The organism is Flavobacterium macrobrachii, from assembly GCF_014486675.1.
In the GTDB taxonomy this organism is placed as follows: Bacteria; Bacteroidota; Bacteroidia; order Flavobacteriales; family Flavobacteriaceae; genus Flavobacterium; species Flavobacterium macrobrachii.
In genome coordinates, this window is record NZ_JACTAC010000018.1 from 20,162 (window position 1) to 41,036 (window position 20,875).

The following is a 20,875-nucleotide window of genomic DNA, read 5'->3' on the forward strand; positions in this document are numbered from 1 at the left end:
AAATAAGGTATATATGTTTAGTAAATTCATACATAGACCCGTATTTGCAATAGTGATTTCGATTATGATTGTATTTATGGGTATGTTGGCCATCAAGAAATTGCCGACTTCTCAGTTTCCCGATATTGCTCCAACTACGGTAAATATATTTATTGCTTATCCTGGTTCAAGTGCTGATGTATTGGTAAAATCAACTTTGATCACACTTGAAAACGCCATTAATGGTGTTCAAGATATGCGATACATGGCTACCGATGCTACTAGTGCTGGAGAAGCTACTTTGAGAATTATTTTCGAACCCGGAACTGATCCCAATCAAGCAGTAATTAGAGTGAAAACCAGAGTAGATCAAGTAATGCCATTATTACCTGAGTTGGTACAAAAAGAGGGAATCGTTATTACGCCAATCCAACCAAGTATGTTGATGTATGTCAACTTGTATTCTGAAGGAAAAAGCATGGACGAAAAATTCCTTTATAATTATGCTAATGTTAAAATGCTTCCGGAGATTAACCGAATTAAAGGTGTAGCAAGGTCACAAATTTTAGGAAGTAGAACTTATGCTATGCGAATTTGGTTGAATCCAGACCGAATGAGAGCTTACAATATTTCTACTGATGAAGTGATGAAAGCACTTGGTGAGCAAAGCATCGTTGGTCGTCCAGGACGAATTGGACAAAGTTCGGGTATCAAAGCACAATCACTAGAATATGTTTTGACCTATAAAGGACGATTTAGTGAACCCGAAGAATATGAAAATATCATTATTCGTGCCAATTCTAATGGCGAAAGTGTTCATTTAAAAGACATTGGTCGCGCTGAACTGGGCAGTGAGTTTTTTGATATTTATTCTAACCTTGACGGACATCCTTCGGCTTCTATTGTATTAAAACAGAATTATGGTAGTAATGCCAACGATGTAATTAAAGAAGTAAAAGCCAAATTGGAAGAAATGAAACAAACATTTCCTCCGGGATTGGATTATAAAATTAGTTATGATGTGTCCAAATTTCTTGATGCTTCCATAGAACAGGTTATCGACACTTTACGAGATGCTTTTATACTTGTAGCCTTGGTTGTATTTATTTTTCTTGGTGATTGGCGTTCCACCTTGATTCCGATACTTGCTGTTCCAGTTTCGTTAGTTGGAGCTTTTTTTGTCATACAGTTTTTTGGAATTACCATTAATCTAGTGACGCTTTTTGCTTTAGTATTGGCTATTGGAATTGTGGTAGATGATGCTATAGTCGTCGTCGAAGCTGTACATGCTAAGTTTGAAGAACATCCTGATATAACGCCTTATCAGGCGGTAAAAAAAGTATTAGGCGAAATTAGCGGTGCTGTAATTGCTATAACGGCTGTAATGGTTTCGGTGTTTATTCCGATTTCGTTTATGTCTGGTCCAGTTGGAACATTTTATCGTCAATTTTCCATTACTATGGCGAGTTCAATTGTTATTTCGGCATTAATTGCTCTTACACTTACTCCAGTATTGTGTGCTATGCTTTTGAAAAATCAACATGGGCATGAAAAGAAAAAGAATCTGCTTTCCAAAGCACTTGACCGTTTTAATAGCGGATTTGATAAATTAACGGGGAAATATGTAACGGTTTTAAAATCAATAGTTAGTAGAAGACTAGTCACGTTTGGTATTTTATTAGTGTTTTGTGTGGGAACTTTTTTTATGAATCAGTCGTTACCTTCTGGTTTTATTCCTAGTGAAGATCAAGGAACGATTTATGCCATTATCCAAACGCCACCAGGTTCAACTTTGGAAACAACCAATCAAGTTTCGCAGAAACTAATGAAAATTTGTGAACATGTTGATGGCGTAGAATCGGTTTCATCACTTGCGGGTTATGAAATTATGACTGAAGGTCGAGGTTCAAATGCGGGAACTTGTTTAATCAACCTTAAAGATTGGTCAGAACGACATCATGGTGTTACTGAAATCATGGAAGAATTGGAAGAAAAAACAAATGGTCTTGGGGCAAAAATCGAGTTTTTTGAACCGCCGGCAATTCCCGGATTTGGTTCTTCAGGAGGTTTTTCTATGCGTTTGTTGGATAAAAATACAACCGTTAATTACAAAGATTTTGATAAGATAAATAAGGATTTTATGAATGCTTTAGGTAAACGAAAAGAACTTACAGGTTTGTTTTCGTTCTTTGCGGCAGATTATCCTCAATATGAATTGGTCATCGATAATCAGTTGGCGATGCAGAAAGGAGTTTCGATAGGTAAAGCCATGGAGAATCTTGATATTTTGATAGGTAGTACTTATGAACAAGGCTTTATTAAGTTTGAACGTTTTTTCAAAGTATATGTTCAATCTGATCCTAAATTCCGTAGACTTCCGTCAGATGTTCTCAATTTGTACATTAAAAATGATCATGATGAAATGGTACCGTATTCGGCATTCATGAAATTGGTGAAGACACAAGGTCCGAATGAAATTACCCGTTACAATATGTACAATTCAGCAGCCATACAAGGACTTCCGGCTAAAGGATATACAACGGCAGATGCTATACAAGCCGTTCGGGAAGTAGCCAAAGTATCCTTGCCTAAAGGATATGATATTGCTTGGGAAGGTCTTTCTTATGATGAAGCCAATAAAGGAAATGAATCTATTTATATCTTTTTGATTGTACTTTCTTTTGTCTATTTTGTTTTAGCGGCTCAATATGAAAGTTTTATCATTCCGTTTGCCGTTGTGCTGTCATTACCGGTTGGTATTTTTGGTTCCTTCTTTTTGCTAAAAATCATGGGATTACAAAATGATATTTATGCGCAAATCGGGCTTATTATGCTTGTTGGTTTACTCGGTAAAAATGCAGTATTGATTGTAGAGTTTGCCGTTCTCAAGCGACACGAAGGAATGTCGATACTAGAAGCAGCTATTGAAGGAGCCAAGGTTCGTTTTCGACCTATTCTTATGACCTCTTTTGCGTTTATCGCTGGATTGATTCCGTTAATGATTGCAACAGGCGCAGGTGCAATTGGAAATAGAACATTGGGTTCTGCTGCACTTGGAGGTATGTTGTTCGGAACTGTTTTTGGAATAATTATTGTGCCCGGATTGTATTTTATTTTTGGGTCACTAGCCGATGGAAGAAAACTGATAAAAGGAGAAGAGGATAGCTCGCTTTCAGAAGAATTTGCACACAGCATGGTTAATTTTACTAATACAGAAGAAGATGAATAATACGTTTAAAAAGATAGTAGCGATTTGTATGGTAATTGCATTTTCAGGTTGTAAGACTCCTTCTGTAATTCAAAGGAATGAGAACAAAGAAGTTCCATCCTCTTTTGGTTCGAATGGAGTAGTAGAAGACACCATCAATTCGGGAAAAATAAAGTGGAAAGATTATTTTAAAGACCCAAAACTTGTAGCGCTTATTGAAATGGCACTTGCTAATAATCAGGAGTTGAATATTACAATGCAGGAAATTGAAATAAGTCGAAATGAAATCAGAGCTAGAAAAGGAGAATATCTTCCTTTTTTAGGATTGAAAGGATCAGCAGGTGTTGATAAAGTTTCACGTTTTACTAATATTGGAGCTATGGAAACTACTACTGAAATTAAACCTGGAAAGGAAATGCCGGAACCGCTTCAGGATTACGTTTTTGGTGCTTATGCTACTTGGGAACTAGATATTTGGAACAAACTTCATAATGCAAAGAAAGCCGCTGTAAGTCGATATCTTTCAAGTGTTGAAGGCAAAAATTTTATGACGACTAATTTGATTGCCGAAATAGCAGACTCTTATTATGAGTTAATGGCATTGGATAATCAATTGGCAATAGTAGAGCAGAATAGTAGTATTCAGGAAAATGCTTTTGAAATAGTTAAGTTGCAAAAGGAGTCTGCAAGGGCAAATGAATTGGCAGTTAAACGATTTGAAGCGCAGTTATTGAATACTCAAAGTCTTCAATATGCTATTCGGCAGAAAATTACTGAAACAGAAAATAAAATTAATTTGCTTGTTGGACGATTTCCTCAGTCGGTTGATAGAAGTACCGCAGCTTTTGTTGAATTAATGCCTAATGATATTCATACTGGTATTCCTGCTCAGTTGTTGGAAAATCGCCCAGATGTTAAACAAGCTGAATTTGAGTTGGCTGCGGCAAAACTTGATGTTAAGTCGGCAAAAGCTAGATTTTATCCTTCATTAGGGATTTCTGCTGGCGTTGGTTATCGTGCTTTTAATCCGAGTTATGTTTTTAAACCGGAATCATTACTTTATTCTTTAGCAGGAGATTTAACGGCTCCACTGATCAATAGAAATGCAATTAAAGCGGCGTATTACAATGCTAGTGCAAAACAGTTACAGGCGGTTTATAATTATGAGCGTACTATTTTGAATGCTTATATAGAAGTAGCCAATCAAGTGGCAAAAATAGACAATATGCAGAAGAATTTTGTCTTGAAGTCGAAGCAAGTTGAAGCGCTAAATCAATCGGTAAATATTTCCAATGATTTGTTTATTTCTACAAGAGCTGATTATATGGAAGTATTAATGACACAACGTGATGCACTTGAATCTAAATTTGATTTGATAGATAGTAAAATGGCTCAAATGAATGCTATGGTAAATATTTATCGTGCTTTGGGCGGAGGATGGAATTGATTTTCCTGTTTTGTTTTTTGTTAAAAAGGCTGTTTATTTAAGACAGCCTTTTGTTTTTTTAAATATATTCTAAAGTTCTTTCCAAAGCCATGCCGCGTGAACCTTTTATTAAAATAGTTTTATCTTTCCAATTAGTATTTCTTAATGAGTTTGAGAACATTTCAAAACTTTCATAAAAGTGAAAGTTTGAGTTTTCAGATTTATTTTCGAAAAAATATTTTCCGATGAAGTAGCATTCAAAAGAGCTATTTTTAGTTAAAAAATCAACGATATATTTATGTTCAGCAAGACTTTCTTCTCCCAATTCATACATATCACCTAGAATGGCAATTTTGTTTGTTTTGTCTAATTGGATAAAGTTTTCCAAAGCTACTTTCATGCTACTCGGATTTGCATTATAAGCATCCAAAATGATTTCGTAAGAGTCTTTATTAATCAACTGTGAACGGTTATTTTCTGGAATATAGCTTTCAATAGCTACTTTTATATCTGATGTTGAAACACCAAAATAATTTCCAATAGTTATTGCTACATTAATGTTGTTAGTATTATATAAACCAATTAAGTGTGAATTAATTTCGGTAGTTAAAGTTTTAATTTTTACAAAAGGATTGGCACTTATTTCATTGATAAATACATTTGCGGAAGTGTCTTTCTGACTAAAAGTTATTCGGTTGAAATCGATTGTTTTGTCATTTTGAATAGCATCATCTAGGTTTACAAAAACGGTTTTACTGTTTGCTTTCAAATAGGTGTACATTTCACTTTTACCTTTGATAACACCTTCTATGCCTCCAAAACCTTCCAGATGTGCTTTTCCAAAGTTGGTTATGTAGCCATAATCAGGTTTGGCTATTTCGCATAGAAATTCGATTTCTTTTTGATGATTGGCACCCATTTCTACAATTCCAATTTCAGTTTCCTTGGAAAATGAAAGTAAGGTAAGCGGAACGCCTATATGATTATTGAGATTTCCTTTGGTAGCTTTGGTTTTAAATTTTTTGGCTAGGACAACCTGAATTAATTCTTTAGTGGTAGTTTTTCCATTACTTCCGGTTAAAGCTACAATTGGAATTTTTAGAAACTCTCTATGATAGGTTGCGAGTTGTTGTAATGCTGTTAAGCTATTTTCTACAAGAATTGTTTTATCGCTAGTAGCATATTTTGGATTGTCAACTATTACGTATTTTGCTCCTTTTGCTAAAGCTTCTTCGGCAAAGGTATTGGCATCAAAGTTTTCTCCTTTTAATGCTACAAACATGCAGTTGTTCTCTATTTTTCTTGTATCGGTTGAGATGGAAGTGCATTGTAAAAATAAACGGTGTATTTCGGCTATAGTCATAATGTGTCAAGTATAAAAACAATAAAAGCCCTAAAATTAGGGCTTTTATGTAGTGTGAAACAAATATTATCTTTTATTTCTAGCTGATTTTTTCTTGTCAGCTTTTGGACCAACTCTTGACATTGCACATCTGAAACCAATGTAATCAGTAGCAATATCTTGAGGGAAATATCTTCTTTGAGCTGGATCTAACCAATATGCTCTATCTCTCCAAGAACCACCTTTGTAAACTCTTACATCATCATTAACAAGCGTTGTTCTTTTGTTAGATTTGTCATATTTTCTAACCATTGAACCTAAACTATCTACAGAAACATTGTGTTTTGGAGAATCGTACATTCTTTGGTTGTCATTTAATTTTCCTTTTTCGTCTCCTTCTTCAGAACTTCCAAATTTGAAATAACGACTAGATTGTTTGTCACCATCTCTGTAATTTCTGTTGTCAGATTTGTCAAAGTTTTGTCTTAAATACGTTTCGTTTTCATCAACTGGTACTTGAGCAAGTTCTCCAGGGAAGTTTCTTGCAATAATTTTTCCAGTTGAAATAGTATCGAATTTTTGGTTTTCAGCAGTAACTAATTCTACTTTTCCGTCTTCACCAATTTTATTTTTCATGTACACGTTTCCTCTGTAATAGTTGAAATCGTTTGCTTCATCATCAACAATTGGTCTGTAAACGTCAGCAACCCATTCTGCAACATTACCTGCCATATCATATAAACCAAAATCATTTGGTGGGTATGATTTAACTTTGTTAGTGATGTCAGCACCATCGTCAGACCAACCTGCAATTCCACCGTAATCACCTTTTCCTTGTTTAAAGTTAGCCAATTGATCACCTCTAACTTGTCTTTTTCCTGAACGCGTGTAACTTCCAGACCAAGGATATTTCTTTTGTCCTTTGTAAATATTGTATTCTCTTTGTCCTACATCAGAGGCAGCAGCATATTCCCATTCTGCTTCAGTTGGTAGTCTATAATCAGGTAAAATTAAACCTGAACTTCTTGTTGCATATACGTTTTTAGGATCGTTTCCGCCAGTCGGTTGTGCATTTGCTCCACCATCAGTTCCACTTGAGCTTTTCTTAACAGCACCTCTGCCTTTTCCTCTTTGTAAAACGATTTCAGAATCACCGCCTACAGCTTGATTAGGAACTGCTAAATAAGTTTGCGTACTAAACACCTTTCCAGCTTCTGCATTTGTAACTTTAGCATCTTTTTTCAAATATCTTTGTTCTTCAAGGATTTTTTCGTTTACACGATCGGTTCTCCATCTTGAAAATTCAGTTGCTTGTATCCAGTTAACCCCAACTACAGGATATTCTCCATAAGCAGGATGTCTTAAATAGTTTTCGGTCATCGTTTCGTTATATCCTAAACGATTTCTCCATACTAATGTATCTGGCGATGCACCTTCATAGATGTTTTTGTAGTTTTCTTGGTCTGGAGGATAAACTCTTTTTAACCAATCAAGATATTCCATATACATCATGTTGGTAACTTCGGTTTCATCCATGTAGAATGATTGGACGTGTTGTTGATTTGGAGTGTTGTTCCAATCGTGCATTACGTCATCTTGAACTTTACCCATGGTAAAAGTTCCACCTTCTACTAAAACAAGTCCTGGACCAGTAGCTTGTTTTTTAAATTTTGAGGCATACTGAAAACCACCTTTTTTGTCGTTGATTTTCCATCCAGTAGCTTTTGAACCACCTTTTGAGTCCGATTTTTTGCTACAAGATGTAATACTTATTGTTAATGCTAACAATAGTAGTAGTCTAGTATTCATAACTTTATTTGTTTTCATACTTTAGTAGGTAACTAATTTGTGGCGCAATTTAAGAATTAACCTTTAATTTGCAACATCTTTTTTAAATTAATACTAAATTCGCTCTTAAAAATTGTGAGCTTATTATATAAACGCAAAAATATATTTTTTATTGTGTTATCCTAAAAAAAAATACACAATATTTTTTGTATAATTACGTTCTATTAATTGTTATGAGAAAGAATATACTGTTTTTATTGTTTTTTTTGGTGTGTTTTGTTGGATTCAGTCAAGAACAAGGCACGGTTTCCATTGTTTGGAAGTCAAATTCAAGCTATACTATTGGAGATAACTCCTATCTGTTACCACAGTTTAATGTTGAAAATTTTCAATTTAATGCGGTGGAAAATAGCGTAGTTTTTTTTAAAACTATTTCAACATCATCTCTTTTTGATGAAAAAAGTGCATTAGAAATTTCTAATGTAGTTTATGAATCAATTAATGAGAGCGAACTTGGAGATGTATCGAAGAGGAATTTACCTTCAACTTTGAAATATTGGTCTCAAACGTATCGTGCTAGAGATAAATTTTACCTTCAATTTTTTGTTTCTCCTATTGTAAATGAAAATGGAGTTTATAAAAAAATTATTTCTTTTTCCTACAGAATTAATCAATCAGCAAATCGAACTGCTTTTTCAACACAATCCAACTTTAGTATTGAAAATTCAGTTTTAGCATCTGGTAATTGGTATCGTTTTTATGTAAAAAAATCGGGTGTTTATCGACTTACAAGAAGTTTTCTTCAAAGCATAGGCTTAAATACAAATGTTGATCCTAGACGAATTAAGATTTATGGAAATGGTGGGCGAATGGTTCCTTTACAAAATTCAGAATATTATCCGATTGATTTAGCTGAAAATGCAGTTCAGTTTGTTGGTGAAAACGATGGTGTTTTTGATAATCAAGATTACATTTTATTTTATGCCGAAGGAGTAGATAATTGGAGTCAAGAAAATTTTACCAATTTGAATTTATACGAAGATAAGTCTTATTATTATGTTACTTTTGGAGGTGATCTAGGGAAAAGAATTCCCGAAATGCCGCAACCCACTACAAATCCAACCACAACCATTACTACTTTTGATGATTATCAATTTCATGAAGTTGATAATACTAATGTTTTGGAGTTGGGTAGAATTTGGTTTGGCGAATCGTTTTCGATTACTGATGAAAGAACGTTTGATTTTTTATTTCCTAATCTAGTTACCACAGTACCAGTAGATTTTAATATGCACTTTGTAACACAATCTTCGGCTGTAACTGTTTTTTCTGCTGAAGCTAATGGTCAAGCCTTAGGAAGTCAGTCTTTTTCTGCGCTAAATCCAGATAGTAGTATTAAAGCTATTAATGCAAGTATAAAAAATGCTATTCCACTAAGTTCGGATAATATTGAGATTAAAATAAAATATGATGATAATGGTGTTCCTAATTCAAAAGCCTATTTGAATTTTATCCGGGTGAAAGCCAAACGAAATTTAAAGGGTTACAACAAGCAATTTCGTTTTCAATCTGCCGAAGCCGAAGCTAATATTGGTGTTGGCGAGTATCAAATTTCCAATGCTACTTCGATTAATCAAGTTTGGGATATTACAGATATATATAATGTACAAAAAATCGAAAATACTTCGGGAAGTGGATTTGCTTTTAGAGCCAATCTTGGGGAATTAAAAAAGTATATAGCTGTAGATAGTAATGATTATTATTCTCCATTAAAAGATTCGAAGTCGAAAGTAGAAAATCAAAATCTAAAAGGAACAGTTTTTAAAAATACTCAAGGTCAGTTTCAAGATATCGACTACCTTATTATTACGCCGAAAAATTTAACTACTCAAGCTGAAAAATTAGCTAATTTTCATCGAAACTATTCTCAGATGAATGTAAAAGTAATTACACTTGAGTCTATTTATCAGGAATTTTCATCAGGAAAGCAAGATGTTGGAGCTATTAGAAATTTTGTTAAATATGTTTATCATAACGCTTCATCGTCAGATAAAAGAGTAAAGTATCTAAATCTTTTTGGAGATGCTTCATTTGATTTTAAAGATAGAATTCAACGAAATACTAATGTTGTTCCCATTTATCAATCGGCAAATAGTTTTACCGATGGAGAATTTTCATTTGCTTCCGATGATTTTTTTGGGTTAATGGATGACGAAGAAGGTAGAATAGATTATTATTCTGAAAATGGCAGCTGGATTAATTCAATCAAAGGTTTAGATATTGCTGTCGGAAGAATGATTGCAAATTCTGCTCAACAAGCTGATGAATTGGTTAATAAAGTGATAGAATATCATGATATTAAATCTTATGGAAATTGGCGAAATAATTATGTGGCGATATCAGATGATTCTGATAAAATATCAGATGCTACTCTTCAATTTAGACAAAATGCACTGGCAGATGCAATAGTAATTCAAAAACCATTTGTAAATGTCAAAAAAATATTGATGGACTCTTATGTTCAAGAGGCATCAGCAGGAGGAAAAAGATACCCAAAAGCTCGTCAAGAAATTTTTGAAGCATTTGAAAAAGGTGCGTTGGTATTTAATTACTTAGGGCATGGAGGAGAAGATGGGCTTTCGGGAGAAAGAATTTGGGAAAAATCAGATGGTCAAAATTTGAGTAATCAATATAAATATCCTTTATTTATTACAATAACGTGCGATTTTTCACGATTTGATAATCCAACACGACCAACAGCAGGTGAATATACTTATTGGAATCCAAAAGGTGGTGCAATATCTATGATTACAACTGTACGATCCATTTTTCAAGGTCCAGCCGAAATCTTCAATAACAAATTGGCTGAATATGTTTTTTCATATAATGGAACTAATCAAAATTCAATTGCTGAAAACTTGCGATTGGCTAAGAATTTTAACCCTAATTCATCAACTAATATTGTATTTTATTTAGGTGATCCAGCAATAAAACTTGCAATGGCTGAACCAAAGGTAGTTTTGACTAAAGTAAACGATATTCCAATTACTGATGCCATTCCTGATTTTCAATCATTGGCACCAATGAAAATTACTGGTGAAGTTCAAGATGATAATGGAAGTTTGCTAACTACTTACAATGGAGAGATTGCAATCAATATATATGATAAACAAATAACTCGCTCAACATTAAATAATGATTTTCTGAGTCCTCCAATTAACTTTAATATACTAGGAGAAACTATTTTTAGAGGAAATGCTTCTGTTGTTAATGGTAAATTTGAGATTAATTTTGTGGTTCCACGAGATATAAGGGTTCCAGTAGAAAATGGAAGAATAAGTTTTTATGCCAAAAGAAATCAAATACGATTAGATAAGACAGGATACAATACGGATATAAAAATTGGAGGAGTAAATTTGAATGCAGTTGCAGATAATACTGGTCCAACCGTTAGATTATATATGAACGACGAAACTTTTGTAAATGGTGGTATTACAAATTCATCACCGTTTTTATTGGCGCTTTTGCAGGATGAAAATGGAATAAATACAGCAGGTGGAATTGGCCATGATATTGTTGGGATTTTGGATGGAGATGAAACCAATCCCTATATAATGAATGATTATTATCAAACAGAATTAGATAATCATACAAGAGGTAGAGTTTATTTTCCTTACAGAGATTTGGCACCAGGATTGCATACCATAACTTTCAAAGCTTGGGATGTTTACAATAATCCAATCACTGCAGAAATACAGTTTGTTGTTGTTGGTGATGACTCTGTAACTTTGAAAAACGTACTTAATTACCCTAATCCATTTGTGAGTTATACTGAGTTTTGGTTTTCTCACAACAGGCCATTTGAGCCATTGGAAGTTCAAGTTCAAGTGATGACTATCACAGGAAAAATTGTCTGGACAAAAAATCAAACTGTAATCAATGAAGGATTTTTGTCGAGAGATATTGTTTGGGATGGAAAAGATGATTTTGGCGATCGAATTGGAAAAGGTGTTTATGTGTATAAGTTGACTGTAAAATCCACTTTGTCGAATAAACGTGCAGAAAAAATAGAAAAACTTGTAATCCTATAGGAAAATCATATATTTGTTAACTTTTATAAAATTAAAATGAAAAAAATTGCTGTTTTATTACTACTAACCACTATACAATTAGTTAAAGCCCAAGATGACAGTCGTGTTATTACTACAGGAGTACCGTTTCTTTTAATTGCGGCAGATGCACGTGCTGCTGGAATGGGTGATCAAGGCGTGGCAACATCTCCGGATACTTATTCTCAACAATGGAATCCAGCAAAGTATGCTTTTGCATTAGACAAACAAGGTTTTTCAATTAGTTATACACCTTATTTAACAGAGTTAGTAAATGATATTTCATTAGGTCAAGTTACTTATTACAATAGATTTGGCGAAGAAGGAAGAAGTGCATTTGCTGGAAGTTTGCGTTATTTTGGATTAGGCGAAATTGAATTACGTCAAAACGCTGATGATGTAGCTCAGGTGGTAAAACCATTTGAATTAGCTCTAGATGGTTCTTATGCTTTAAAATTAAGTGAGCGTTTTTCTATGTCAGTAGCAGGAAGATATATTCGTTCACAGTTAAGAATTCCTACGGAAAGTTCAGGCGGAGATGCAAAACCAGCCAGTACATTTGCATTCGATATAGCAGGTTATTATCAATCGGAAGAAGATGCTTATGGCGATTTCAATGGAAGATGGAGAGCAGGATTTAATTTCCAAAATATGGGTCCAAAAATTAATTATGATGCTGGTACATCTGATGACAATAGTGCTAACTTTTTGCCTGCCAATATGAGAATTGGCGGTGGTTTTGATTTTATTTTTGATGATTACAATAAGGTGTCGTTAAATCTTGAAGTGACAAAATTACTAGTTCCAACACCTCAAAAACTTGATGTTAACGGAGATGGAGAAATAACTTCTTCTGAAAGAGATCAAGTCATAGGTGATTACAATCGAGTAAATTGGGTTTCAGGGGTTTTTAAATCCTTTGGAGATGCGCCAGGTGGATTTAGCGAAGAATTAAAAGAGTTAACCTATTCAGCCGGAGCAGAATATTTATATCAAGACTCATTTGCTATGCGATTAGGATATTTTCACGAAAGCCCATTAAAAGGAGCAAGACAATTTTTCTCACTTGGAGCAGGATTTAAGTACAACACAGTTAAAATAGATGTTTCTTATTTGTTCTCAGCATCAAAAGTGAAAAATCCATTAGAAAACACCCTTCGTTTCTCATTGACGTTTAACTTCGGTGATCAATACGAAGAATATTAATAAAAAATAAAGTAAAATAATTATCCAAATTTCTCCTTTGAAATTTGGATTTTTTTTCCCCTATACATAATGAAAGAAATAAATATCAATACCTCGTTTACAGTGTATCAGTCGGTTGCAGAACTTCCTCAAGATGTACAATTATTAATGGAACAAGCCATTGAAATTCGAAAAAAAGCTTATGCGCCATACTCCAAATTTAGAGTTGGAGCTGCACTTTTACTTGATAATGAAAAAGTAGTTTTGGGTTCTAATCAAGAAAATGCAGCTTATCCATCGGGACTTTGTGCAGAACGAGTAGCAATTTTTCAATCGGGAGCAATTTATCCTGAAGCAAAAATTGTAAAAATGGCAATTTCAGCAGCTTCGGATACTAATAAAACAACCACGCCAATTCCGCCATGTGGAGCATGTCGCCAATCTATTTCGGAGTATGAGTTTAAACAAGAGTATCCTATAGAAATTTATTTCATGGGAGAAAGAGGTGAAGTTTATTTATCGAAATCGATTTCGAATTTATTACCACTTACTTTTGATAAAAACTTCTTGTAAAAAGGTAAAAATTACAGTTTTAAATTTTACTTCTTACTCGGAATGTTTTACTTTTGCATTCCGACGTTTTCGGGACGCAAATTTGTGTGAGTAAACTATTTGCTTTTATTACTAGTAAAAATATTAAAAAAGCGCTTTAGCGAATAATCAGATGAGAGAAATTACAAAAGATGTTTATTTAAAATGGTATGAAGACATGCTATTTTGGAGAAAGTTTGAAGACAAACTTGCAGCACTTTATATTCAACAAAAAGTTAGAGGATTTCTACACTTATACAATGGGCAAGAAGCTGTTTTAGCAGGTGCTTTACATGTTATGAATCTAGGCGGAAAAGACAAAATGATTACTGCCTATCGTAACCACGTTCAGCCAATTGGGATGGGTGTTGATCCAAGAAAAGTAATGGCAGAACTTTTAGGTAAAGTAACAGGAACATCCAAAGGAATGGGTGGATCGATGCACATTTTTTCAAAAGAACACGGATTTTATGGAGGTCATGGTATCGTTGGAGCTCAAATTCCAGTTGGGGCAGGAATGGCTTTTGCCGATAAATATTTTGAAACCGGTGGTGTAACCTTAACCTATTTTGGTGATGGTGCAGCACGTCAAGGTTCACTTCACGAAGCGTTCAATATGGCAATGTTGTGGAAACTTCCAGTAGTATTCATTTGTGAAAACAATGGATATGCTATGGGAACTTCTGTAGAAAGAACAGCAAATCACACTGATATTTGGAAACTTGGTTTAGGTTATGAAATGCCTTGCGGACCAGTTGATGGAATGAATCCAGTAAAAGTTGCCGAAGCAATGCACGAAGCAATGGAAAGAGCTCGTCGTGGTGAAGGACCAACATTCTTAGAAATGAAAACGTATCGTTATAGAGGTCATTCTATGTCAGATGCGCAATTGTATCGTTCAAAAGAAGAAGTTGATGAGTATAGAAAAATAGATCCAATTACTCAAGTATTGGATGTTATCAAAGAAAAAAACTATGCTACCGATGCTGAAATTGAGTTGATTGACGAAAGAGTAAAAGACTTAGTAGAAGAATGTGCCACATTTGCCGAAGAATCTCCTTTCCCAGAAGCACAACAATTGTATGATGTGGTTTACGAACAAGAAAATTATCCTTTCATTCCTCATAGACTATAATTATGGCAACAAAAATAACAATGCCGCGTTTAAGCGACACCATGACGGAAGGAACGGTTGCTACTTGGTTGAAAAAAGTAGGCGACAAAGTTTCGGAAGGCGATATTTTAGCAGAAATTGAAACCGATAAAGCTACCATGGAATTTGAATCATTCAATTCAGGTACTTTATTATATATAGGAATTAACGAAGGCGAAACGGCAGCAGTAGACTCGCTTCTTGCTATCATTGGTAAAGAAGGAGAAGACATTTCTGGATTAATTTCAGGAACAGCTACTGTAACTGAAGCTGCTACGACAGTTGTAGAAGAAAAAGTAGAAGCACAAACTTCATCAAATAATAGTCAACCGACTGCTTTACCAAAAGGAGTTGTAGTGGTAACAATGCCACGTCTAAGCGACACCATGACCGAAGGAACTGTTGCAACTTGGTTGAAAAAAGTTGGCGATAAAGTTTCGGAAGGTGATATTTTAGCGGAAATCGAAACCGATAAAGCTACAATGGAGTTTGAATCATTCAATGCTGGTACTTTATTGTATATTGGAATTAACGAAGGACAATCAGCACCAGTTGATAGCGTTTTAGCAATTATTGGTCCAGCAGGAACAGATATTACAGGAGTTGCTGAAAACTTTAAAAAAGGTGGAACAACAACAGCTGCACCAGCAAAAAGTTCAGAAGAAACAACTACTTCAAATGTTGCTGTGGCTTCAACAGAAGTTGCAGAAACCATAAACAGTGGAAGAATTTTCGCTTCGCCATTAGCTAAACAAATAGCAAAAGACAAAGGAATTAATCTTGCTCAAGTTAAAGGTTCAGGTGAAAACGGGCGTATTACAAAAAGTGATGTGGAGAATTTCACACCATCAGCTGCTGCTCCAAGTCAATCCCAACCAGTTGTTACACCGAGTACAACAGAAGCTACAACTGCAGTGGTAAAACCATTTGTTCCAGCAGGAGAAACTTTTTCTGAAGAAATCAAAAATTCGCAAATGCGAAAAACTATTGCGAAACGTTTATCAGAATCAATTTTCACAGCACCACATTTCTATTTAACGATAGAAGTTACTATGGACGAAGCTATGAAATCTAGAGCAGTTATCAATTCGGTTCCAGATACTAAAGTTTCTTTCAACGATATGGTAATCAAAGCATGTGCAATGGCATTGAAAAAACATCCAAAAGTAAATTCACAGTGGAAAGAAGATGCTATAACTATTAATCATCATGTGAATGTTGGTGTAGCAGTAGCTGTTGAAGACGGATTAGTGGTTCCAGTATTGCGTTTTACAGATCAAATGAGCTTGTCTCAAATATGTGGAAATGTAAAAGATTTAGCCGGAAAAGCGAAAAGTAAAAAGTTACAACCAGCCGAAATGGAAGGAAGTACTTTTACGGTATCTAACTTAGGAATGTTCGGAATTCAGTCGTTTACTTCTATCATTAATCAACCAAACTCTGCAATTTTATCTGTTGGAGCAATTGAAGAGAAACCAGTAGTTAAAAATGGTCAAATTGTAGTTGGAAATACAATGGTCTTAACTTTAGCTTGTGATCACAGAACAGTTGATGGTGCTACAGGAGCTCAATTTTTACAAACACTTAGACAGTATTTGGAAAATCCAGTGACGATGTTAGCCTAAATAAATTAAAATTAATATCATAAAAACCCAATTAGAACTTAATTGGGTTTTTTGTATATTAGCCTGTACTGTACAAAGCAGTACTTAAAATATAAAAAAGAAACTATGGGAATTTTTTCAGCCTTATTAGGCAATGCAGGTTCAGTGAATCAAGAAGATTTAATCAAACAATATGGACAACTTTTAATTGATGGCGAAACAGTAGAATTAGGTTTTAAACTGATTAGAGATACGTTCATCTTTACCTCAAAACGATTGATTTTAATTGAAAAACAAGGTATTACAGGTTCGAAAGTAGAATATAAATCAATTGCCTATAAAAGCATAACGAGATTTAGCATCGAAACCGCCGGAACATTTGAACTTGATGCAGAATTGAAAATTTGGGTTTCTAGCGAACTAAATCCAAGCGTTGTAAAACAGTTTAATCGTTCGGTTAATGTGTACGATGTGCAGAAAGTTTTAGCCTATCATATTCTTTAGATTTGATAAATTTTTCCACTACTATGGTCTTTCTTCGCACCCGTAACGCTGCTTAAAACATTAACTTCTTTTCGGAGTTTCAAAATGCCAAGTAAGGCAAAAATCAGCGCTTCTTTGTATTCTAACGTTTTGGCATCGGGAACTACAAGGCTCATTTCGGGTAAATAATTTTGCATGGATTCCAGTAGAAAATCATTGTACGTTCCGCCGCCGGTAATCAACATTTTTCCATTTCTTTCAGGTAAAGCAAATGCCGTTTGTTTGGCAATATGCTTGACAAACGTATGCATTTTATCTTCGATACTTATGTCATAGCTTTCCATTAAAGGCAGTACAACAGTTTTTACAAATTCAAATCCTAATGACTTTGGAAATGGTTTTTGATAATACGCCAACGCATCCAATTCTTCCATCAGGTTGAGGTCAGATTCGCCACTTCGGGCAATAGTGCCTTTATCATCATACGCCAAACCTAATTTATTCGCATAAAAATTCAAAACGGTATTAACTGGTGAAATGTCAAAGGCAATTCGTTTTCCATTTTGTTCAAATGAAATATTGGAAAATCCGCCTAAATTCAAACAATAATCATATTCAGAAAATAAAATTCTATCACCAATTGGAACCAACGGTGCGCCTTGTCCTCCAAGTTTTACATCTTGAACTCTGAAATCGCAGACAACTGTTACGCCAATTATTTCAGCAATCTCGGGAAGATTACCTATTTGTAACGTATAACCATTTTGAGGTTGATGTAGAATAGTATGACCATGACTGCATACGGCATCAAGATTGGTTATTTTGTTTTTTTTAATAAACGATTTTATAGTATTTCCCAACAAAAGCGTATAATCTTCGTTGAGTTTTGTTAATTCATTTGCAGAAAAATCAACAGCAGTTTTTAGTTTGTTTAACCAATTACAATTGTAAGCTATTGTTTCGGTTTCATACAAAGTAAAACTCCAACGGTTGTTTTTTATAGTAAAATTAATATGCGCCAAGTCAATACCATCAAGCGATGTTCCCGACATAATTCCCAATACATTGTAACTTTCTTTAAACATGTTCTAAATTTACGAAATCGTTTGAAATTTTAACTTTAATATTCTATTTTTGCCCATCAAAAATAAAGAAACAACCATCAAAATCAACAAAATATATGGATTTTAATTTAACCGAAGAACATTTAATGATACAACAAGCAGCTAGAGATTTTGCTCAAGCGGAATTGTTGCCAGGTGTAATCGAAAGAGACGAACACTCAAAGTTTCCAACCGAACAAGTGAAAATGATGGGAGAATTGGGTTTCATGGGTATGATGGTCGATCCAAAATATGGAGGTTCAGGTTTAGATAGCGTTTCCTATGTTTTAGCAATGACTGAAATTGCAAAAGTTGATGCTTCAGCTGCCGTTATTATGTCGGTAAACAACTCTTTGGTTTGTGCTGGAATGGAAAAATACTGTTCGGAAGAGCAAAAAATGAAATATTTAGTTCCGTTAGCCAAAGGTGAAGTTATTGGCGCTTTTTGTTTATCAGAACCAGAAGCTGGAAGTGATGCAACTTCTCAAAAAACAACCGCTATCGATAAAGGCGATTACTATTTGTTAAACGGAACGAAAAACTGGATTACTAATGGTTCAACAGCTTCGACTTATTTGGTAATTGCACAAACGGATGTAGAAAAAGGACATAAAGGTATCAACGCATTTATAGTAGAAAGAGGTTGGGAAGGTTTTGATATTGGTCCAAAAGAAAAGAAAATGGGAATTCGCGGAAGCGACACGCATTCGTTGATGTTTACCGATGTGAAAGTTCCAAAAGAAAATAGAATCGGTGAAGATGGTTTTGGATTTTCATTTGCAATGAATGTTTTAAATGGCGGAAGAATTGGAATTGCTTCACAAGCTTTAGGAATTGCCACTGGCGCATATGAAATTGCTTTGAAATATTCGAAAGAAAGAAAAGCATTCGGTAAAGAAATATTTAATCATCAGGCGATTGCTTTTAAATTAGCCGATATGTACGTAAAAGTTACAGCGGCAAAATTATTAGTAATGAAAGCGGCTTGCGAAAAAGACGAAGGTAAAGATATTGCACATTCTGGAGCAATGGCAAAATTGTATGCTTCAGAAATTGCGTTGGAAGTAGCTAATGAAGCAGTTCAAATTCATGGTGGAAATGGTTACGTAGCCGAATACCATGTAGAACGTATGATGCGTGATTCTAAAATCACTCAAATCTATGAAGGAACTTCAGAAATTCAACGCATTGTAATTTCAAGAGGATTGGTATAGTTTAGAGTAATAATAATAAAAATTAACCCTTTCAAAGTTCATTATTTTGAAAGGGTTTTTTATTTTAGCTGAATGAAAAATATAATCATTACAGGAACTTCACGTGGAATAGGATATGAACTGGCAATGCAATTTGCCAATACAGGACATCAAGTTCTTGCTATTTCCAGAAAAACACCTCGAGCATTAATTGAAAACAATAATATAACGTGTCTCTCTGTTGATTTGTCTAATGAAAACGACTTAACTTCGGTCGAAAATTTCTTAGCAAATTCATGGAAGAAAGTCGATATCATCATTCACAATGCAGGAAGTTTAATAAGCAAACCTTTTGCTGAACTATCGCAATCTGATTTTGAGAATGTGTATAAAGTAAATGTTTTTGGGGTTGCCAATTTGACCAGAATTGCATTGCCTTATTTACAAAAAGGAAGCCATGTAGTGACCATTAGTTCCATGGGAGGAATTCAAGGCAGTATGAAATTCCCAGGTTTAGCAGCCTATAGTTCAAGCAAAGGAGCAGTAATTACATTGTCGGAATTATTAGCAGAAGAATATAAAGAACAAGGCATTGCATTTAATGTTTTGGCACTTGGTGCAGTAAATACTGAAATGCTGCAAGAAGCTTTTCCAGGCTATGAAGCACCAATTTCGGCAACAGAAATGGCGGATTATATTTTTAACTTTGCATTGACTGGGAATAAATATCATAACGGAAAGAGTATACAAGTTTCAAGTTCAACACCATAAAAATATAGTGTCGTTAGGATAGGAATACAAAGTCAGACGATGGAAGTAATACTTCAGACGATGGAAATAGATTGTCAGACGATAGAAGTAAGCAATCAGACGATGGAAGTAGACTGTCAGACGATGGAAGTAGACTGTCAGACGATGGAAGTAAGCTTTCAGACGATGGAAGTAGATTGTCAGACGATGGAAGTAAGCGTTCAGACGATGGAAGTAGACCGCCAGACGATGGTTTTTAATAAACATACTTTATTTGTAAGATTTAAGATAATAAATTAGTAAGATTTGAGCGAAGTTTTATCAAAATATTTACCCGAACATGCTGTTCATCTTTGTTTTGAGTTAATCAAAAATAACTCCGTTCATTTAAAAATTGTGAACGAGCGACAAACGCGTCATGGTGATTATCGTAGAAACCTAAATGGCAAACACGAAATTACCGTAAATGGAAGTTTAAATAAATACCGTTTTTTGATAACCCTAGTTCATGAAATTGCACATTTGGTGGCTTTTGAAAAATATGGTCGATTGATTAAACCTCATGGTGATGAATGGAAAAGTACGTTCCAACGACTGATGGTTCCGTTTATTCGACCTGAAATTTTTCCACATTCAGTTTTGCCTTTGGTTGCCAATCATTTTAGAAATCCAACAGCAAGTAGCGATACTGATGCTCGATTGGCATTTGCTTTGAAACAATTTGACGAAAGAAAGCCTGATATTCATTTTATTCACGAAGTACCAAGCGGCAGTTTATTTAGAATAAAAAACGGAAGAGTTTTTCAAAAAATCGCTCTTCGGGTAAAACGCTACGAATGTTTGGAAGTAAAAACCGGCAGAACTTTTTTGTTTAATGCCAATGCTGAGGTTGAAATAATTCCGGGATAATAAAAATCTTAGCTGATATTATTTTATCAAAACCTTGTAGAAATTGATATAT

15 protein-coding genes are annotated in these 20,875 nt (G+C 34.5%); 12 read left to right on the forward strand and 3 right to left on the reverse strand.

Annotated elements, in window-relative coordinates; genetic code table 11:
• Positions 1-13: 13 nt before the first annotated feature.
• Positions 14-3,208 (forward strand): efflux RND transporter permease subunit, encoded by a 3,195-nt coding sequence (locus tag IAI56_RS06040; RefSeq protein ID WP_187657025.1) that lies wholly within the window; start codon positions 14-16, stop codon positions 3,206-3,208.
• Positions 3,201-4,634 (forward strand): TolC family protein, encoded by a 1,434-nt coding sequence (locus IAI56_RS06045; RefSeq protein WP_187657026.1) that lies wholly within the window; start codon positions 3,201-3,203, stop codon positions 4,632-4,634. Before IAI56_RS06040 ends, IAI56_RS06045 begins: the two co-directional genes overlap by 8 nt.
• A gap of 58 nt (positions 4,635-4,692) precedes the next feature.
• Here the strand turns inward: IAI56_RS06045 and IAI56_RS06050 are convergent, their stop codons facing one another.
• Entirely contained in the window at positions 4,693-5,976 is a 1,284-nt protein-coding gene (locus IAI56_RS06050; RefSeq protein WP_187657027.1) for a UDP-N-acetylmuramoyl-tripeptide--D-alanyl-D-alanine ligase, read from the reverse strand.
• 66 nt (positions 5,977-6,042) lie between these two features.
• Positions 6,043-7,782, reverse strand: a complete 1,740-nt coding sequence (gldJ, locus tag IAI56_RS06055) for a gliding motility lipoprotein GldJ (RefSeq protein WP_187657028.1) — start codon at positions 7,780-7,782, stop codon at positions 6,043-6,045.
• Positions 7,783-7,976: 194 nt separating this feature from the next.
• Here gldJ and porU point away from each other — a divergent pair, with 194 nt between their 5' ends.
• The 6 genes from porU to IAI56_RS06085 all read left to right on the forward strand — a co-directional run bounded on the left by porU (position 7,977) and on the right by IAI56_RS06085 (position 16,889).
• Entirely contained in the window at positions 7,977-11,834 is a 3,858-nt protein-coding gene (porU, locus tag IAI56_RS06060; protein WP_187657029.1) for a type IX secretion system sortase PorU, read from the forward strand.
• 36 nt (positions 11,835-11,870) lie between these two features.
• Entirely contained in the window at positions 11,871-13,058 is a 1,188-nt protein-coding gene (gene porV / locus IAI56_RS06065) for a type IX secretion system outer membrane channel protein PorV (RefSeq protein WP_187657030.1), read from the forward strand.
• A gap of 69 nt (positions 13,059-13,127) precedes the next feature.
• Positions 13,128-13,610 (forward strand): cytidine deaminase, encoded by a 483-nt coding sequence (gene cdd, locus IAI56_RS06070; protein WP_187657031.1) that lies wholly within the window; start codon positions 13,128-13,130, stop codon positions 13,608-13,610.
• Positions 13,611-13,761: 151 nt separating this feature from the next.
• Positions 13,762-14,763: a pyruvate dehydrogenase (acetyl-transferring) E1 component subunit alpha gene (gene pdhA / locus IAI56_RS06075; protein WP_187657032.1), complete on the forward strand. Its 1,002-nt coding sequence runs from the start codon at positions 13,762-13,764 to the stop codon at positions 14,761-14,763.
• A gap of 2 nt (positions 14,764-14,765) precedes the next feature.
• A complete protein-coding gene (locus IAI56_RS06080; RefSeq protein ID WP_187657033.1) occupies positions 14,766-16,406 on the forward strand; it encodes a pyruvate dehydrogenase complex dihydrolipoamide acetyltransferase in 1,641 nt (546 codons plus the stop codon).
• A gap of 105 nt (positions 16,407-16,511) precedes the next feature.
• The gene (locus IAI56_RS06085) at positions 16,512-16,889 is read left to right on the forward strand and encodes a PH domain-containing protein (protein WP_133533814.1); all 378 of its coding nucleotides are present in this window, start codon (positions 16,512-16,514) and stop codon (positions 16,887-16,889) included.
• On the opposite strand, the gene IAI56_RS06090 is transcribed toward IAI56_RS06085, so the two are convergent.
• The gene (locus IAI56_RS06090; RefSeq protein ID WP_187657034.1) at positions 16,886-17,953 is read right to left on the reverse strand and encodes an anhydro-N-acetylmuramic acid kinase; all 1,068 of its coding nucleotides are present in this window, start codon (positions 17,951-17,953) and stop codon (positions 16,886-16,888) included. The two genes, IAI56_RS06085 and IAI56_RS06090, sit on opposite strands and share 4 nt — an antisense overlap.
• Positions 17,954-18,048: 95 nt before the next feature.
• On the opposite strand from IAI56_RS06090, the gene IAI56_RS06095 reads away from it, so the two are divergent.
• From IAI56_RS06095 to IAI56_RS06110, 4 genes are all read left to right on the forward strand, one after another.
• Entirely contained in the window at positions 18,049-19,185 is a 1,137-nt protein-coding gene (locus IAI56_RS06095; RefSeq protein ID WP_187657035.1) for an acyl-CoA dehydrogenase family protein, read from the forward strand.
• Positions 19,186-19,257: 72 nt separating this feature from the next.
• On the forward strand, positions 19,258-19,935 hold the full coding sequence (locus IAI56_RS06100) for an SDR family NAD(P)-dependent oxidoreductase (protein ID WP_187657036.1): 678 nt from the start codon (positions 19,258-19,260) through the stop codon (positions 19,933-19,935).
• Between the two features lie 71 nt (positions 19,936-20,006).
• Positions 20,007-20,174 carry a hypothetical protein gene (locus IAI56_RS06105; protein ID WP_187657037.1) on the forward strand — a complete coding sequence of 56 codons (168 nt, stop codon included), beginning with the start codon at positions 20,007-20,009 and terminating at the stop codon, positions 20,172-20,174.
• Between the two features lie 46 nt (positions 20,175-20,220).
• Positions 20,221-20,823 carry a SprT-like domain-containing protein gene (locus IAI56_RS06110; RefSeq protein WP_187657038.1) on the forward strand — a complete coding sequence of 201 codons (603 nt, stop codon included), beginning with the start codon at positions 20,221-20,223 and terminating at the stop codon, positions 20,821-20,823.
• Positions 20,824-20,875: the final 52 nt, after the last annotated feature.

What these genes read in the sequence shown, in the direction of transcription:
- IAI56_RS06040 (WP_187657025.1), top strand. Translation starts at nt 14, where the DNA reads ATGTTTAGTAAATTCATACATAGACCCGTATTTGCAATAGTGATTTCG.
- IAI56_RS06045 (WP_187657026.1), top strand. Translation starts at nt 3,201, where the DNA reads ATGAATAATACGTTTAAAAAGATAGTAGCGATTTGTATGGTAATTGCA.
- IAI56_RS06050 (WP_187657027.1), bottom strand. Translation starts at nt 5,976, where the DNA reads ATGACTATAGCCGAAATACACCGTTTATTTTTACAATGCACTTCCATC.
- gldJ (WP_187657028.1), bottom strand. Translation starts at nt 7,782, where the DNA reads ATGAAAACAAATAAAGTTATGAATACTAGACTACTACTATTGTTAGCA.
- porU (WP_187657029.1), top strand. Translation starts at nt 7,977, where the DNA reads ATGAGAAAGAATATACTGTTTTTATTGTTTTTTTTGGTGTGTTTTGTT.
- porV (WP_187657030.1), top strand. Translation starts at nt 11,871, where the DNA reads ATGAAAAAAATTGCTGTTTTATTACTACTAACCACTATACAATTAGTT.
- cdd (WP_187657031.1), top strand. Translation starts at nt 13,128, where the DNA reads ATGAAAGAAATAAATATCAATACCTCGTTTACAGTGTATCAGTCGGTT.
- pdhA (WP_187657032.1), top strand. Translation starts at nt 13,762, where the DNA reads ATGAGAGAAATTACAAAAGATGTTTATTTAAAATGGTATGAAGACATG.
- IAI56_RS06080 (WP_187657033.1), top strand. Translation starts at nt 14,766, where the DNA reads ATGGCAACAAAAATAACAATGCCGCGTTTAAGCGACACCATGACGGAA.
- IAI56_RS06085 (WP_133533814.1), top strand. Translation starts at nt 16,512, where the DNA reads ATGGGAATTTTTTCAGCCTTATTAGGCAATGCAGGTTCAGTGAATCAA.
- IAI56_RS06090 (WP_187657034.1), bottom strand. Translation starts at nt 17,953, where the DNA reads ATGTTTAAAGAAAGTTACAATGTATTGGGAATTATGTCGGGAACATCG.
- IAI56_RS06095 (WP_187657035.1), top strand. Translation starts at nt 18,049, where the DNA reads ATGGATTTTAATTTAACCGAAGAACATTTAATGATACAACAAGCAGCT.
- IAI56_RS06100 (WP_187657036.1), top strand. Translation starts at nt 19,258, where the DNA reads ATGAAAAATATAATCATTACAGGAACTTCACGTGGAATAGGATATGAA.